Source organism: Pseudomonas soli, assembly GCF_021283165.2.
GTDB classification, from domain to species: Bacteria; Pseudomonadota; Gammaproteobacteria; order Pseudomonadales; family Pseudomonadaceae; genus Aquipseudomonas; species Aquipseudomonas soli.
In genome coordinates this window covers 772,466-788,440 of record NZ_CP128543.1, presented here as the reverse complement: position 1 = coordinate 788,440, position 15,975 = coordinate 772,466, and the positions used below count along the sequence as shown (strand labels likewise).

Below are 15,975 nucleotides of genomic sequence, written 5' to 3'. Positions count from 1 at the left end.
CGGGCCTGCCCCGCGATGAGGCCGGTGAATCCCCCAAAAGGATCAGGGTTATCCCCATAACAGACCAAGGGGTGAAATCCTCCCCCCCGGATGCAGTACAATCGCCGCTTTTATTTGGCAACGAGTCGACCCGCCAATGATCGAACCCAAGCGCGTCCTGCGCGCCCTAGCCGAACACTGGGCCTTGATCGAGCCGCTGTGCGAGCGCTTCGACCAGGGCACCCTGAGCCTGGTCGAGCTGCGCCAGCAACTGGCCCGCCAGCAGGTGGAAAGCACCCCGCAGGACATCACCCAGCTGCTCGACGTGTGGATCCGCCTGGACATCCTGGTCCCGGTGGCCAAGAGCCCGAACCGTTTCGAGCTCAACGCGCAGATCCACGACTTCCTCGCCTATCTGCGCCGTGAGCACCGGCTGGGCCTGTGCCTGGAGATCGAGGCCTACCTGCGCCACCTGGAGCGCCTGGCCGGGCATATCCAGGACGCCTTCGACAACCGCGACAGCGACGACCTGGCGCGCCAGTTGCGCCTGCTCGACATGCGCGTGCGCGATGTACTGAAGAAGCTCGACAACGACGAGCAGGCACTGGTGGCCGTGGCCGAGCGGGCCAAGACCAGCAACCGCCAGATCCCCCTGCGCCAGCGCTACGCCGAAGTACTGGCGACCTGGGACGAGTACGTCGAGCCGATGATCCAGCTGGTCAACGCCGACGGCGCCTTCGAGCAGGGCGTGCGCAAGGTCGAGACCGTACTGCTGCGCCTGCTGGGTGAGCAGGCGCGCTTGGGCCACCTGGTCGACGACGACATGCTGCTGCGCACCCACGCGCGCATCCTCGAGATGCAGACCAGCGCCCAGCTGACCTTGCGCCACGCGCGCGAGCTGCTGCTGCCGCTGCGTGAAGAGGCGCGCCGGCACAACGCCGTGACCCGCGGCGCCGCGCTGGCGCTGTCGGTGATCCGCAAGAAAGGCATCGACGCCGTACCCCAGGCCGCCATGCCGCTGTTCACCCGCCCGCAGAGCACCTTCCTCGGCAGCGCCAGCCAGGTCGAGGCCTACGTCTATGCACTGGCCCGCTTCGAGCCCAAGCCCGCGCGCTTCCCCAAGGCGCACAAGACGCAAAAGGGCCCGCTGCCCCGCGCCCCGCGCACGGTCAAGGAAATGCTCGAGCGCTGCGAAGACGCCCTGCCGCTGCCGGACCTGATGGTCTGGCTGCTGGAGCAGGAGCCTGAAGGCGCCACCGACGAACTGCTGTACTGGTTCTCGCGCCTGTCGCGCGAGAAGCGCTTCAGCCGCGAGCGCCTCGACCGCCAGCAATACCTCACCCGCGAACACCTGGTCAGCCTGCGCTCCTTCGCCCTGACCTCCAGCCGCGACAAGCCGGCGACCACGACCGAATCCACCGCGAGCCCCACCCATGCATCTTGATCTTTCCGAACTGTCCCAGCTCGCGCCGATCTTCCGCGAGCTGTTCAAGGGCTTCCACGTCAGCCGCCGCGACCCGGAGCTGTACGCCCAGCTGTCGAACTTCCAGGACCAGTACCGCACCCTGTTCAAGGCCCTGGGCTTCGAGCTGGTGTGCGATACCCGCGGCTTCTACTACTTCGTCCCCGAGCAGGCCGCCGCGCAGGTCAACAAGACCGCCCAGCGCCTGTCGCTGTTTACCTTCATCCTGGTCGAGCACCTCGCCGACCAGGGGCGCGACCCGATGGCCGTGCTCGACGGTGGCAGCATCGGCCGTGACGAACTGCCGTCGCTGCTGGACAAGTACCGCGACCTGTTCCTGCAGGCCGAAGTGCAGACCGTCGACGAGCTCGAAGAAAAAATCATGCGCCGCATGAGCCAGCTCGGCTTTGCCCATGAGGAAGGCGGCATCTACCGCTTCCTGCCGCCGATGCACCGCTTCCTCGACGTCTGCCTGTCGGTCCAGCAGGACCGCGACTTGGCCGCCACCCTGCACAGCGACCTGCCGCTGCCGGTACCCGTGCTGGTTGTGGAAGAGACGCCCGAAGAACTCAACCGCACCGACGATCCGCTCGACCTCACCCCGTTCGATGGCGAGGAAAGCGAAGAGGATGCCCTGGCTCGGGCGATCCGCGAAGAGCAACAGGAGATTGACGCATGAGCCAGGAACGCTACGGCATCCGCCGCTTCGCACTGCTCAACACCGCCGGCTACAGCCTCGGCCTGTTCCCCCTGGAACACCCGCTGTCGGTCTATGGCGCCAACAACCTGGGTAAATCGGCGTCGATCAACGCCCTGCAGTTCCCGATCCTGGCGCGCATGTCCGACATGAGCTTTGGCAAGTACAGCCTGGAGCAGTCACGCCGCTTCTACTTCGCCACCGACACCAGCTACATCCTCTGCGAGCTGAACCTGCCCCACGGCCCTCACGTGATCGGCGTGGTCGGCCGCGGCCCGGGCGGCGGCTTCGGCCACCAGTTCTTCGCCTACCAAGGCGAGCTGGACCTGGCCCACTACCAGAAAGACGACACCTGCCTGCGCCAGAAAGAGCTGTTCACCAACCTCGAGCGCCATGGCCTGAAGGCCTACGAGCTCAAGCCTGACGAACTACGCCGGCTGCTGGTCGGCGGCCACACCTCGGTGCCGCTGGACCTGACCCTGATCCCGCTGCGCTCGACCAGCGAACAGAGTCTGAAGACATTCCGGGCGCTATTCATCAACCTGCTGCACATGCGCGAAATCACCGCCGCCAAGCTCAAGCAACTGTTCCTCGATGCCTTCGAGCACAGCCTGCGTTCGGGCAGCGTCGACTACATCGCTGCCTGCGAAGAGGCCTTCCGCGATGTGCGCCGCATGGAGGGCGACTACAACGCCCTGGTGGCTGCCGGCCCGTTGGTCGAGGCCCTGGCCGGCGGCGTGGCCCAGCGCGACATCCTGCGCGGCAAGCTGCACCGTATCTCGCCCCTGCTCGACAACCTGCTGGGCACATGGCAGGAATACGCCATGGCACGCAAGGAAGAGCTGACCATCCAAGCCGAGCACTACCGTGGCGAGCAGGACCGCCTGCAGAACGACCAGCGCGGCGGCACTCAGGAGTTGATGCGCCTGGAGCGCGAGATCACCGGCATCCAGCGCTGGCTGGGGGAGCTGTCGGTGCTCAAGCACCGCTTCGCCCTGGTCACCGACGTCAAGGTGCTGGAGCAGCAGCTGCTGGCCGCCAAGGACGCCCACGATGAACTGGCCGGCGCCCTGGCCCAGTCGCGGCAGTTTTCCGCCGAAGACCTCGACGAGCGCGTGCGCGACCTTGAAAAACGCGTCAAGGCGGTCAAGCAGCAGCTCGACCACGCCGACAACAACAGCTACGCCCGCCTGCGCGAAGAGTTCTCGCAGCAGGACGTGGACCGCCTGATGCGCCTGTTCAACGGCGCGCTGTTCAGCCTGCCGATGGGTGACCGCGGCATCGAGCTGGACGACAGCGACGTCTGGGTGAAGACCCTGGAAAGCGTGCTCGACCGCTTCAAGGGAGAGCGCTTCGAAGTGCCCGGCCTGTCCATCGACATCTCGCACATCGACCCGCCCGCGCTGCAGGCCCTGGCCGACCGCGCCGCCCTGCGCGACCAAAAGGAACGCCTGGAGAAGGAGCTCAAGCAGCTCAAGACCCAGCAGGCCGTGGCCCTCGACCGCGCCGCGAGCAAGGCGCAGACCGAGGCGCTGTACCAGCAGGTGCTGGATGCGCAGAAGGCCCTGGAAGACTTCCGCCGCACCGAGACCCTGGCTGCCGAAGAGCCGGAAAAAATGGAGCAACTGGGCCAGCTGGAAGCCGCCCAGGACGAGCTCAAGCGCTCCAGCGACGCCTTCACCGAGCGCGTCCAGCAGCTGTCGGCCAAGCTGCAACTGGTGGGCCGGCAGATCGCCGACCTGGAAGCCAAGCAGCGCACCCTGGAAGACGCCCTGCGCCGTCGCCAACTGCTGCCGGCCGACCTGCCGTTCGGCACGCCGTTCATGGAAGCCATCGACGACTCCATGGACAACCTGCTGCCGCTGCTCAACGACTACCAGGACAGCTGGCAGGCCCTGCAACGCGTGGACAACCAGATCGAGGCGCTGTACGCCCAGGTGCGCCTGAAGGGCGTGGCCAAGTTCGACAGCGAAGACGACATGGAGCGCCGCCTGCAGTTGCTGATAAACGCCTACTCGCACCGCACCGAGGAAGCGCTGACCCTGGCCAAGGCCCGCCGCGCCGCGGTCACCGACATCGCCCGGACCCTGCGCAACATCCGTAGCGACTATGACAGTCTCGAGCACCAGCTGGCGCTGTTCAACCGAGAGATCAACAAGCGCCAGGTATCGAACCTGGAGAGCTTCCGCGTGGTGCTGGCACCGAACAAGGAAGCGCTCAAGCACATCGACCAGATCATCCACAGCGCCGGCCAGTACGAGGAAGGCGAGACCCTGTCGGTATTCGACCTGACCCAGAGCGCCGAGCAGGATCACAAGAACGAAGAGGCCAAGGAGTACCTGGCGCGGCTGGTGGCGGCCAACCACAACCAGCTGGGCCTGAAGGACCTGTTCGAACTGGCCTTCGAGATCACCAAGATCAACAGCCAGCCGGTGATCCACGCCGACATCGATGGCGCCGCGTCCAACGGCACCACCATGACCATCAAGGCGCTGACCAACATGTATTTGTTGCTGCACCTGATGGACCGCGACCTGGCCGGGCACATTCGCCTGCCGTACTACCTCGACGAGGCGGCGGACATCGACGAACGCAACCAGGCGGCGTTGCTGGAAACCAGCCAGCAGCTGGGCTTCGTGCCGATCCTGGCGAGCGTGAAGCCGCAGGTGTCGGCGCGGGTGGCGATCGACCTGGAAGGTGGCAGCGGGCCGAATGGCATCTACATCGACGAGTCGGACTGGAAGTACATCAGCCGTCGCGACGAGGTGAAGGCGATAGTGCGTGAGGATGAGGCCGAGGAACTGGCCTGATTCAAACCGAAAAGCATCGCGGGGCAATTCGCATCGGCGCACCGCCGCTCCCACAAGGCTCTGTGGGAGCGGGATTGCCCCGCGATCATTTCAACCGGCTGTTACTGTTGAGCCCAAGGCACGATCGGAATCGCCGTCACCGCATTCTGCGGGCTGCCTTCGATCACGCGGTCGCTGTACACCAGGTACACCAGCGTGTTGCGCTTCTTGTCGAGAAAACGTACCACCTGCATGGTCTTGAACACCAGCGAGGTGCGTTCCTTGAACACCTCCTCGCCATCCTTGAGCTCACCCTTGAACTGGATCGGCCCGACCTGACGGCAGGCAATCGACGCCTCGGCGCGGTCCTCGGCCAGACCCAACCCACCTTTCAGGCCGCCGGTCTTGGCCCGCGACAGGTAACAAGTCACACCATCGACCTTCGGGTCGTCGAACGCCTCGACGACGATGCGGTCATTCGGCCCGACGAACTTGAACACGGTGGACACCTGGCCGATTTCCTCGGCCCCGGCCAGCATCGGCAGTGCCAGCGCGGCGGCGGCAATCAATCCTTTAAGCACTTGCATCTCCTTCAGACCAACACCAGGTTGTCGCGGTGCACCAGCTCAGGCTCGGCGCTGTAGCCCAGCAGGCCCTCAATGGCATCGGACGGCTGGCCAATGATCTTCTGCGCCTCCAGGGCGCTGTAGTTGGCCAGGCCACGGGCCACTTCCAGGCCGTCGGGACCGACGCAGACCACCATCTCGCCACGGCGGAAACTGCCCTGCACGGTCTTCACGCCGACCGGCAGCAGGCTCTTGTTCGATTCGCGCAGCGCCTTCACGGCACCGTTGTCGATCACCAGGGTGCCACGGGTCTGCAGATGGCCGGCCAGCCACTGCTTGCGCGCGGCGAGCATGCCGCGCTCAGGCGACAGCAGGGTGCCCAGGCGCTCACCGGCCTTCAGGCGGTCGAGCACGCGCTCGATACGGCCACCGATGATGATGGTATGCGCACCAGAACGGGCGGCCAGGCGCGCGGCGCGCAGCTTGGTTTGCATGCCGCCACGGCCCAAGGCGCCGCCGGTGCCGCCGGCCACGGCATCCAGCGCCGGATCATCGGCGCGGGCTTCGTAGATCAGCTGGGCCTCGGGGTTGTTGCGCGGGTCGGCGTCGAACATGCCGTCGCGGTCGGTGAGGATCACCAGCAGGTCGGCTTCCACCAGGTTGGCCACCAACGCCGCCAGGGTGTCGTTGTCACCGAAGCGGATCTCGTCGGTGACAACGGTGTCGTTCTCATTGATCACCGGCACCACGCCCAGGTCTACCAGGGTGCGCAGGGTGCTGCGGGCGTTGAGGTAACGCTTGCGGTCGGAGAGGTCGTCGTGGGTCAGGAGGATCTGCGCGGTGTGCTTGCCGTGTTCGCCGAAGCTCGACTCCCAGGCCTGCACCAGGCGCATCTGGCCAAGCGAGGCGGCGGCCTGCAGCTCGTTCATCGCGCTCGGTCGCGTGGTCCAGCCCAGCTGGCTCATGCCCGCCGCCACGGCCCCGGAGGAGACCAGCACCAGTTCCACGCCCGCTTCACGCAGGGCCACCATCTGCTCGACCCACACCGCCATGGCGCCACGGTCGAGGCCCTTGCCGTCGGCGGTCAGCAGCGCGCTGCCGATCTTCACGACCCAGCGCTTGGCGCCAGTCACCTTGCTTCGCATCTTCTCTTCCAACCTATGTCGAATCTGTAGATACCTTGGATACAAAAACGCCGCTCCAGAGAGCGGCGTTTAGTGTACTGCAACCGATCAGTCGCGCACGTAAATGATTTCCGGGCCGTCTTCATCGTCCTCGAAATCATCCCAGTCGTCATCGTCGCCGATGTCGTGCACGCTCTTGACGCCGGTGCGACGCAGGGTGCGGGCGTCGTCGAGGGCCTGCAGCTGGGCGCGGGCCTCGTCTTCGATGCGCTGGTCGAGCTCGGCCAACTCTGCAGCGTAGGCCGGGTCATTGGCCAGGCGGTCGGCGCGGTCCTCGAGGTAACGCATCAGGTCATGGCTGAGCTTCTCGGTACCCTGCTTGGCGATAGCCGAGATCACGTACACCGGGCCATCCCAGTTCAGGCGCTCGACCACTTCCTTGACGCGCTCGTCACGCTCGTCGTCCATGATCATGTCGGCCTTGTTCAGCACCAGCCAGCGCTCACGGTCGACCAGCGCCGGGCTGAACTGCGCCAGCTCGTTGATGATCACTTCGGCTGCGTCGGCCGGGCTGCTGCCATCCAGCGGCGCCAGGTCGACCAGGTGCAGCAGCACGCGGGTACGGGCCAGGTGCTTGAGGAAGCGGATACCCAGGCCGGCACCTTCGGAGGCGCCTTCGATCAGGCCAGGGATGTCGGCGATGACGAAGCTCTTCCAGCGGTCGACGCTGACCACGCCAAGGTTCGGCACCAGGGTGGTGAACGGGTAGTCGGCGACCTTCGGCTTGGCGGCCGAAACCGAGCGGATGAAAGTACTCTTGCCGGCGTTCGGCAGACCCAGCAGACCGACGTCGGCCAGGACTTTCATTTCCATCTTCAGGTCGCGCTGATCGCCCGGCTTGCCTGGGGTGGTCTGGCGCGGCGCACGGTTGGTGCTCGACTTGAAACGGGTGTTGCCCAGGCCGTGCCAGCCGCCTTGGGCGACCATCAGCTTCTGGCCCGGGGTGACCAGGTCACCGATCACTTCCTGGGTGGAGGCGTCGATCACGGTGGTGCCGACCGGCACGCGCAGGAACAGGTCCTCGCCCTTCTTGCCGGTGCAATCGGTGCTGCCACCGTTCTGGCCGCGCTGGGCCTCGTGGTGGCGGGTATAGCGATAGTCGACGAGGGTGTTGAGGTTCTCGTCGGCCACCATGTACACCGAGCCGCCGTCACCGCCGTCGCCGCCGTTGGGGCCACCGTTCTCGATGAATTTCTCGCGGCGGAAGCTCATGCAACCGTTGCCGCCGTCACCGGCTTTTACCCGGATCGATACTTCGTCTACAAACTTCATTCAAAACCGCCTCTCGTCGGACGACGAGTCGAAAACCAGAAAACCATGAGGCTCTTGCAAAAATGAGCGCGGCGGCCCCGTACGAATCAGAAACCAACGCCGGCAGCCCAGACAAACAGCTTTGCAAGAGGCTCACCACAAACGAAAAAGCCCCGTCGCATGACGGGGCTTCTGGAGCGACGTCGCGATTAAGCGGCGACGATGCTCACGTAACGGCGCATGAACTCGCCTTTCTTCTCGAACTTGATCACGCCTTCGATCTTGGCGAACAGGGTGTGATCCTTGCCCATGCCAACGCCGTAGCCAGCGTGGAATTCGGTGCCGCGCTGACGGACGATGATGTTGCCAGGTTTGATGACCTGACCGCCATACATCTTCACGCCAAGGCGTTTCGATTCTGAGTCGCGACCGTTACGAGTACTACCACCAGCCTTCTTGTGAGCCATGGTTCAATTCTCCAATAAATTCAGGGGATCGGGGCGATTAAGCCTGGATACCGGTGATTTTGATTTCGGTGAACCACTGGCGGTGGCCCATGCGCTTCATGTGGTGCTTACGACGACGGAACTTGATGATGCGAACCTTGTCGTGACGGCCTTGCGAAACGACTTCGGCCACTACTTTAGCACCAGCAACAACTGGAGCGCCGATGGTGACTTCTTCACCGTTGGCGACCAGCAGAACGCGATCGAAGGTCACGGATTCGCCAGTGGCGACTTCCAGTTTTTCGATCTTGAGGAGTTCACCTTCAGCGACTTTGTACTGCTTGCCGCCGGTAACGATTACTGCGTAAGACATGGTATTTCTCCGATAATCCTGCTCACCCAGCGCTTTATATGATGAGTATTGGCTGGCATGGCTGCACAGGGCTGGAACGGCCCGGTGCAATTGCGTAAGGCAGGTGCTGCCCAGGAAGTTAGGGTGCGCGATTGTACGCAACCCCATAAATGCTTGCAAGTACCGGCCCGGGGCCACGGCCACCGCGCCTTGACACACCGGTACCTGCGACCTAGCATGCCGCGCAACCTCAATGGAGCAGCCGATGCAACCCCAAACCTTCTACCGCGCGGTAGCTGATGACTTCAGCGCCGTCGACGAGATCATCAAGAAGCAGCTGACCTCGCGCGTGCCGCTGGTATCGAAGATCGGCGACTATATCACGTCCGCCGGCGGCAAACGCCTGCGCCCCCTGCTCGTGCTGCTGTGCGGCAAGGCCCTGGGCCGCGAGGGCGACGACCTGCGCCTGCTGGCGGCGACCATCGAGTTCCTGCACACCGCCACCCTGCTGCACGACGACGTGGTCGACATGTCCGGCATGCGCCGTGGCCGCTCCACCGCCAACGCCCTGTGGGGCAACGCGCCGAGCGTGCTGGTGGGCGACTTCCTCTATTCGCGCTCGTTCGAGATGATGGTCGAGCTGGGCTCGATGCCGGTCATGCAGATCCTCTCCAAGGCCACACGGGTGATCGCCGAAGGTGAAGTGCTGCAGCTGTCGCGCGTGCGTGATGCCAGCACCACCGAGGAAATCTACATGGACGTCATCCGCGGCAAGACCGCGATGCTGTTCGAAGCCTCGACCCACAGCGCCGCCGCCCTGGCCGGCGCCACGGACGCGCAGCGCGAGGCCCTGCGTACCTTCGGCGACCACCTGGGCGTGGCCTTCCAGCTGGTCGACGACCTGCTCGACTACAAGGGCGACTCCGAGACCCTGGGCAAGAACGTCGGCGACGACCTGGCCGAAGGCAAGCCGACCCTGCCGCTGATCTACACCATGCGCGAAGGCACCGCGGAGCAGGCCGCTCTGGTACGCCAGGCGATCCAGAAGGGTGGCCTGGAGGACCTGGAGCAGATCCGCCTCGCCGTCGAGGCATCCGGCGCGCTGGACTACACCGCGCAGATGGCCCGCGACTACGTCGCTCGCGCCATTGCCTGCCTGGAAGTGCTGCCGGCCAGCGAGTACCGGGATGCACTGGTAGAGCTGAGCGAGTTTGCCGTAGCGCGTACGCACTGACACATCGCATCACCCCTATCGCGGGGCAAGCCCGCTCCCACGCCAGCACATCATGGCGTGGGAGCGGGCTTGCCCCGCGATGCTTTTGTGCAGGAAATCACTAAACCCTATACAATGTGCGCCTTTAACCGCCTGTACTTGAAAGGAAACGCCGTGAGCACTCTGCCACCCTGCCCCCAATGCAACTCCGAATACACCTATGAGGATGGCACCCAACTGATCTGCCCCGAATGCGCCCACGAGTGGTCGGCCAACGGCGAAGCCGAAGCCGCCAGCGACGACGTGGTGAAAAAGGATTCGGTCGGCAACGTCCTGCAGGACGGCGACACCGTCACCGTGATCAAGGATCTCAAGGTCAAGGGTTCGTCCCTGGTGGTCAAGGTCGGCACCAAGGTCAAGAACATCCGTCTGTGCGACGGCGACCACGACATCGACTGCAAGATCGACGGCATCGGCGCGATGAAACTCAAGTCTGAGTTCGTGCGCAAGGTCTGATCGCCTGCCCCTCGGGGCTGCCCAACGGGCGGCCCTGACAGATCCTGCAACAGGATCGCCGGGACCATTCGGAAGAAATCTTCCAATAGTCTCTTGCTATTTTGATAATAAGAATTATTCTCATTGGAACCGCTATCCAAGGAGAGTAGCCATGACCTATCTGATCGACGCCTGGCTCGACCGCCCCCACCCTTACCTGCGTATCCTGCATCGCGAGACTGGCGAAGTCTGCGCCGTGCTCGAGGAAGACGCGCTCGATGAATTGCGCGACCAGGGCGACCTGGACCTCATGGGGCTGAATTCGAGTGAGCCGGGAGTGCTCAAGGAGCTGGTGAGGAACCTGTTCCTGTTCTGCTATGCGCGGGCATTGCGCCCGGGCGGAACGGATTGGAACTGAATTTAGCAGGCCTGCCCTCATCGCCGGCAAGCCGGCTCCCACACTGATCGCAACGACCTAAGGTCTTGTGCTGTTCCTGTGGGAACGGGCTTGCCCGCGAATGGGCCGCAAAGCGGCCCCCGACGGTATTACAGAACGTCGAGCAGTTCGACGTCGAATACCAGGGTGCTGTGCGGCGGGATGCTGCCGACGCCTTGAGCGCCGTAGGCCAGCTCGCTCGGCACGTACAGGCGCCATTTGCTGCCAGCATTCATCAGTTGCAGGGCCTCGGTCCAGCCGGCGATCACGCCGCCAACCGGGAATTCGGCAGGCTGGCCACGATCGTAGGAGCTGTCGAACACGGTGCCGTCGATCAGGGTGCCGTGGTAATGAGTACGCACGTTGTCTTCGCGGGACGGCTTGGCGCCCTCGCCTGCGGTCAGCACTTCGTACTGCAGGCCCGAGGCCAGGGTCACGATGCCTTCACGCTTGGCGTTGTCAGCCAGGAATTCCTTGCCGGCGGCAGCGGCGGCTTCGGCCTTGGCAGCAGCTTCTGCCTGCATCACTTCGCGGATGACCTTGAAGGCCGCCGACAGGTCTTCTTCGCTGACGCGGCTGTCGGCGCCGTTGAAGGCATCGGTCAGGCCGGCGACGATGGCGGTCAGGTTGACGCCCGGTGGCGGGTTGTCGCGCAGCTGGCCACCCAGCTGACGGCCGATGCCGTAGCTGACGCGGGATTCGTCGGTGGACAGATTGAGTTCGGACATTGGCGTGCTCCGCTTGAGGGCGCACTGCATCCGCGCCCTGATGAAAAGGGCGAGCAGCCTAGCACACTGGCGCCGCGCGAAGCAGCTACCAGGCCGATCGCTGGGAGATCGGTAATTTGAGGTCTTCTTCCGGGTGCGTGCCCATGCCGCACATCTCGTCTTGCACGGACCAATGGGTAAGATTCATCGACACTTGGGGAATGGCTTGCAGAAGCTGCCTTGCATCCTCCACCGAATGCACCCTCAGGCGTTCACCACGGGCGTCGGCAAGGGGGTGGGCACGGCCTTTGATCCGGGCCTCCAACAGATAATCGCCGCCTTCGATGGCGATCAGGTTGAGTTCGTCGACATGGCCAGCCCTGGCCTCGGAATTGAGCTGATGCAGGTTCATGGACGCACCTCGCTGCGGGAACCGCGCATGAGTGCTCATTTTTTGTACAGACCTGCTGAAAGTACAAGCCACCATCCGTCAGGAGCTGAAAAGCATCGCGGGGCAAGCCCGCGATGAGCGCAGACGGATCAGTGCTTGGTGATGCGATCCAGGTAACCCATGACGAATGCCGAAATGACGAAGGTCATGTGGATGATCACGTACCACATCAGGTAGTCGGTGGAGATGTTCTGCGCATCCATGAACACCCGCAGCAGGTGGATCGAGGAAATGGCGACGATCGATGCGGCGACCTTCATCTTCAACGACGAGGAATCCATCTTGCCCAGCCAGTTGAGCTTTTCCTTGCTCTCGTCGATGTCCAGCTGCGAGACGAAGTTCTCGTAGCCGGAGATCATCACCATCACCAGCAGGCCACCAACCAGCGACATGTCGATCAGCGACAGGATCACCAGGATCAGGTCGGCTTCGGCGAGGGTGAAGACGTTGGGCAGGACATGGATGATTTCCTGGAAGAACTTCAGGGCCAGTGCCAACAGGCCCAGCGAGAGGCCGAAGTAGATCGGGGCGAGCAGCCAGCGCGAGGCATACATCGCGTTTTCGAGGATACGTTCCATGGACAATAAGGGACTCTGAAGTGACTGGAAAAGCGAGCGCGAGTATATCCAGCCACCTGTTACAGCAAAAGCCTGCGGTCAGTTGCCGCAGGCCCGATAAGTCCTCGATACCCTATCGCCGGCAAGCCGGCTCCCACAGGTCAGGTGTGTAACAGCTTGCTGGCGACGAGATCATTGGGTCAGGTTTCGGGATGGAACTGATAATCCCCAAGGTTCCGGCAACGTTCACCATTGATCCGACGCAACTGCGCCTGCAGGTGCAGGCACCAGATCTGCGGATCTTCAGCGACCTGATAGCCATGGAGGGTGAGGCTGTCGACGATGGCGTTCATCACCGATTCGGCGACCATCGGCCCGTGGAACGGGCCCTGGGCCTTGATCGCCGAGGGTTGTTCACCGGCCATGCCGGCGGCGAACAGCAAGGTCCACATGCCATTGTCGCCGGCCAGCGGACGGATGCTGCATTCGATGCGGGTCACCAGGCCCAGGCACTGGCGGGTGAGGCTGAGGTTGCGCATGGCGGCGTCCCCTCTGTAAAGCCCTGTTCAGCCTGAAACCTTCAGGCTGTTTCCATCCTGAACCCTGATAACGTCCTTAAGTTCCACTGTAGCCGACCTAAGGAAAAAGTTGGAAAACTGGCGCTGAACGGTAGCACTTCGCCGCTAGCGCCAGTTTATTGACTTACGCAGGCTTGGCCTGGGTGATGACCTCCTCCAGGCGCTCTTTCTCGGCTTCCTTGATTTCTTCCTCGCTGATCATCTCGGCGATCACCCGCAGGCGCTCGACCACCCGGGCGTTGACACTGCCCTCGGCGAATTCGCCCTTGTCATCCATCTCGCCGGCCTCCTCGCCCACCAGCAGGCTCAAGGCTTCGTCGGCCTGGCTGACGGCATAGACATGGAAACGACCAGCCTCGACCGCCTGCACCACCCGCTCGTCGAGCATCAGCGTGGCGACGTTGGCACGCGGGATGATCACCCCTTGTTCACCGGTCAGGCCACGGGCTTCACAAAGTCGGAAGAAGCCTTCGATCTTCTCGTTGACCCCACCGACCGCCTGCACCTCGCCAAACTGGTTGATCGAGCCGGTAATGGCAAAGCACTGCTTCAGCGGCGTACGCGACAACGCCGAGATCAGCGTGCATGCCTCGCCCAGCGAGGCGCTGTCGCCGTCGACATAGCCATAGGACTGCTCCAGCGCGATGCTCGCCGAGATCGCCAGGGGAAACTCCTGGGCATAGCGGCTGCCCAGGTAGCCGGTGAGGATCATCACCCCCTTGGAGTGGATCGGCTGCCCCAGGTTGACCTCGCGCTCGATGTCGACGATGCCACTGCCGCCCGGGTAGACGGTGGCGGAAATCCGCGCCGGCATGCCGAACGCCGAATCGCCGACCTCGAGCACGGTCAAGCCGTTGCACTTGCCGATCGCCGCGCCTTCGGTGTCAATCAGGATGATCCCGGCGAGCATGTCGTCTAGCACCCGCTGCGACACCCGCCCGGTGCGCTGGGCCTTGGCCTTCAGGGCGCGCTCGATGTGACCGGCGTCGGTCATGCTCTCGCTGGCCAGCTGGCGGATGAAGTCGGCCTCGCTGACCAGCTGGAACAAGTCGCCGATGCGCGCCGACAGCCGCGACTGGTTCTCGGCCAGGCGCGCGCTGTAGGTGGCCAGGCGCGCCACTGCATCGCTGGTCAGCGGCGCCATGCCTTCCTCGTTGGTGCGGGTGCGCAGCAACTGGGCGAACTGCTCCAGGTTCTCGTCGACCATGGGCATGTCTTCATCGAAGTCCACGAGCACCCGGAACATCTCCTGGAAGTCCGGGTCATGGTCCTGCAGCGCATAGTACAGTTGGCGCGAGCCAATGATCACCAGCTTGACGCTGAGCGGGATCATCTGTGGCGTCAGGCTCACCGTGGCGACACGGCCCAGTTCGCCCAGCGGCGACTCCATCTTCAGCTTGCGCGACTGCAAGGCACGCTTCAGGGCGTCCCAGACAAAGGGCTCGCCGAGCATCTTCTCGGCTTCGAGAATCAAGAAGCCGCCATTGGCGCGGTGCAACGCACCGGCGCGAAGCTGGCGATAGGAGGTGTACAAAGCGCCCTGGTCGGTGCTGTATTCGATGCGACCGAACAGATTGTCGTAGGTCGGATGCGGCTCGAACACCACCGGCGCCCCGCCTTTGCCCGGGTGGCCGACCACCAGGTTGGGGGCGTATTGCTCCTCGAGCATCTTGCGCGCCACCGCGTCGGTCTTGCTGTCATCGACCAATTGTTCGACGACAGTCCGCAGCAGGTTCAACTGCACCGATTGCAGATAGGCGCACACTGCGGCGTTTTCTGCGTACTTTTCCGATAACGGCGCCAGCAGCGGCTGTAGAGCAAGGGTGATGGTCTCCTCGTTGAGCTGGCGCAACTGGTTGTTCGATTCACGCTTCCATTGCGGCAGGCTGGAGAGCTCCTCGTTCAAACGCTCCTCGAGCTCGGCGATGTCCTCGTGGAAGCGCTCGCGCAATTGCTCAGGCAGTTGAGCGAATTCAGCTTCGTCCAGCGCCTTGCCATCGGCCATGGGGGTAAAGGCGACATTGCTGCTGTCGCGGTATAGCGCCACATCCTTCTCCAGCGAGGCGCGCTCGATCACATCCAGTGCCCGGTCATAGCGCTGGTTGAAGGCGCGGTCGATGGCGCTTTTCTTCTGCTGGTAGGAAGGGTGCTCGAACACCGCCGGGAACGTAGCCAACAGGTTGTCGATCAGGCCGTTCATGTCGCTGATGAACTCATGGGCGCTACCAGCCGGCAGTTCCAGCGCGCGTGGCTCGCGCGAGTCCTCGAAGTTGTTGACATACAACCAGTCGGCCGGGGTGTGCTGGCGCTTGCCTTCGGCCTTGAGGTAACGCTTGACGAAGGAGAAACGGCCCGTACCGGGCTCGCCCATCACATACACGTTGTAACCGGGACGCGGCATGGCCACGCCGAACTGCAGGGCCTCGACAGCACGTTCCTGGCCCAGCACACCACGAAATGGCTCCAGATCGTCGGTATTGGAAAAAGCAAACTGTTCAGCGGAGAAACGCCGGGTCAGGGCTTCTGGCGCGAGACGCAGGCGCGAGGCGACAGGATCGGGCATTGGGTTTCCTTACTTCGGCGGGGCGGATGAAAGGCATTCTGGCGCTGCCAGCGCGTAGCGGCAAGGCTCCGTGGGACTTTATGTCACAGCCCAAGCCTGGCCATCACGCAAGCAATTTTTCGCAATAAACAACGCAACCTTTGGATCGTGCCTAAACTCCAAGCTGCGCAGGAGGATGGAAATCCTCTCGCACTGGCAACTGCGTTGCCAGAAACCTGACCATTGGTACGTCACTTGAGAAAGAGAACA

At 63.5% G+C, this 15,975-nt stretch carries 16 protein-coding genes; 6 read left to right on the top strand and 10 right to left on the bottom strand.

Features of this window, described 5'->3' with window-relative positions:
- Nucleotides 1-136 precede the first annotated feature (136 nt).
- From mksB to mksF, 3 genes are read left to right on the top strand one after another with little or no spacing between them, the layout of a single operon-like run.
- On the top strand, nucleotides 137-1,423 hold the full coding sequence (mksB, locus tag LU688_RS03510) for an Mks condensin complex protein MksB (RefSeq protein WP_094010318.1): 1,287 nt from the start codon (nucleotides 137-139) through the stop codon (nucleotides 1,421-1,423).
- Nucleotides 1,413-2,120: an Mks condensin complex protein MksE gene (gene mksE, locus LU688_RS03505; RefSeq protein WP_046857180.1), complete on the top strand. Its 708-nt coding sequence runs from the start codon at nucleotides 1,413-1,415 to the stop codon at nucleotides 2,118-2,120. Before mksB ends, mksE begins: the two co-directional genes overlap by 11 nt.
- Nucleotides 2,117-4,948, top strand: coding sequence for an Mks condensin complex protein MksF (gene mksF / locus LU688_RS03500; protein WP_094010319.1), 2,832 nt, complete (start codon nucleotides 2,117-2,119; stop codon nucleotides 4,946-4,948). Before mksE ends, mksF begins: the two co-directional genes overlap by 4 nt.
- 101 nt (nucleotides 4,949-5,049) lie before the next feature.
- Here the strand turns inward: mksF and LU688_RS03495 are convergent, their stop codons facing one another.
- The 5 genes from LU688_RS03495 to rplU all read right to left on the bottom strand — a co-directional run bounded on the left by LU688_RS03495 (nucleotide 5,050) and on the right by rplU (nucleotide 8,747).
- Nucleotides 5,050-5,514: a CreA family protein gene (locus LU688_RS03495; protein WP_094010320.1), complete on the bottom strand. Its 465-nt coding sequence runs from the start codon at nucleotides 5,512-5,514 to the stop codon at nucleotides 5,050-5,052.
- Between the two features lie 5 nt (nucleotides 5,515-5,519).
- Complete coding sequence (gene proB, locus LU688_RS03490) at nucleotides 5,520-6,638, bottom strand: glutamate 5-kinase (RefSeq protein WP_094010321.1); 1,119 nt, start codon at nucleotides 6,636-6,638, stop codon at nucleotides 5,520-5,522.
- Between the two features lie 87 nt (nucleotides 6,639-6,725).
- Nucleotides 6,726-7,949: an Obg family GTPase CgtA gene (gene cgtA, locus LU688_RS03485; RefSeq protein ID WP_023631407.1), complete on the bottom strand. Its 1,224-nt coding sequence runs from the start codon at nucleotides 7,947-7,949 to the stop codon at nucleotides 6,726-6,728.
- Between the two features lie 188 nt (nucleotides 7,950-8,137).
- On the bottom strand, nucleotides 8,138-8,395 hold the full coding sequence (gene rpmA / locus LU688_RS03480; RefSeq protein WP_003247464.1) for a 50S ribosomal protein L27: 258 nt from the start codon (nucleotides 8,393-8,395) through the stop codon (nucleotides 8,138-8,140).
- 37 nt (nucleotides 8,396-8,432) lie between these two features.
- Nucleotides 8,433-8,747, bottom strand: a complete 315-nt coding sequence (gene rplU, locus LU688_RS03475; RefSeq protein ID WP_232888035.1) for a 50S ribosomal protein L21 — start codon at nucleotides 8,745-8,747, stop codon at nucleotides 8,433-8,435.
- 244 nt (nucleotides 8,748-8,991) lie between these two features.
- Between rplU and LU688_RS03470 the strand changes: the two genes are divergently transcribed.
- The 3 genes from LU688_RS03470 (at nucleotide 8,992) to LU688_RS03460 (ending at nucleotide 10,852) form a co-directional block, all read left to right on the top strand.
- A complete protein-coding gene (locus LU688_RS03470) occupies nucleotides 8,992-9,960 on the top strand; it encodes a polyprenyl synthetase family protein (protein WP_094010322.1) in 969 nt (322 codons plus the stop codon).
- A gap of 153 nt (nucleotides 9,961-10,113) precedes the next feature.
- On the top strand, nucleotides 10,114-10,455 hold the full coding sequence (locus LU688_RS03465; protein ID WP_046857186.1) for a zinc ribbon domain-containing protein YjdM: 342 nt from the start codon (nucleotides 10,114-10,116) through the stop codon (nucleotides 10,453-10,455).
- A gap of 151 nt (nucleotides 10,456-10,606) precedes the next feature.
- Entirely contained in the window at nucleotides 10,607-10,852 is a 246-nt protein-coding gene (locus LU688_RS03460) for a PA4570 family protein (RefSeq protein ID WP_038707330.1), read from the top strand.
- Nucleotides 10,853-10,980: 128 nt separating this feature from the next.
- Here LU688_RS03460 and bamJ read toward each other — a convergent pair whose 3' ends face one another.
- From bamJ to LU688_RS03435, 5 genes are all read right to left on the bottom strand, one after another.
- Nucleotides 10,981-11,598 carry a BamJ family beta-barrel-assembly machinery protein gene (gene bamJ / locus LU688_RS03455; RefSeq protein ID WP_023631144.1) on the bottom strand — a complete coding sequence of 206 codons (618 nt, stop codon included), beginning with the start codon at nucleotides 11,596-11,598 and terminating at the stop codon, nucleotides 10,981-10,983.
- Nucleotides 11,599-11,683: 85 nt separating this feature from the next.
- Complete coding sequence (locus LU688_RS03450; protein ID WP_023631145.1) at nucleotides 11,684-11,989, bottom strand: DUF6482 family protein; 306 nt, start codon at nucleotides 11,987-11,989, stop codon at nucleotides 11,684-11,686.
- 128 nt (nucleotides 11,990-12,117) lie between these two features.
- A complete protein-coding gene (locus tag LU688_RS03445; RefSeq protein ID WP_023631146.1) occupies nucleotides 12,118-12,606 on the bottom strand; it encodes a TIGR00645 family protein in 489 nt (162 codons plus the stop codon).
- A 179-nt stretch (nucleotides 12,607-12,785) separates the two neighbouring features.
- Entirely contained in the window at nucleotides 12,786-13,124 is a 339-nt protein-coding gene (locus tag LU688_RS03440) for a PA4575 family protein (protein ID WP_023631147.1), read from the bottom strand.
- A gap of 163 nt (nucleotides 13,125-13,287) precedes the next feature.
- The gene (locus LU688_RS03435; protein WP_094010323.1) at nucleotides 13,288-15,726 is read right to left on the bottom strand and encodes a Lon protease family protein; all 2,439 of its coding nucleotides are present in this window, start codon (nucleotides 15,724-15,726) and stop codon (nucleotides 13,288-13,290) included.
- Between the last annotated feature and the right edge of the window lie 249 nt (nucleotides 15,727-15,975).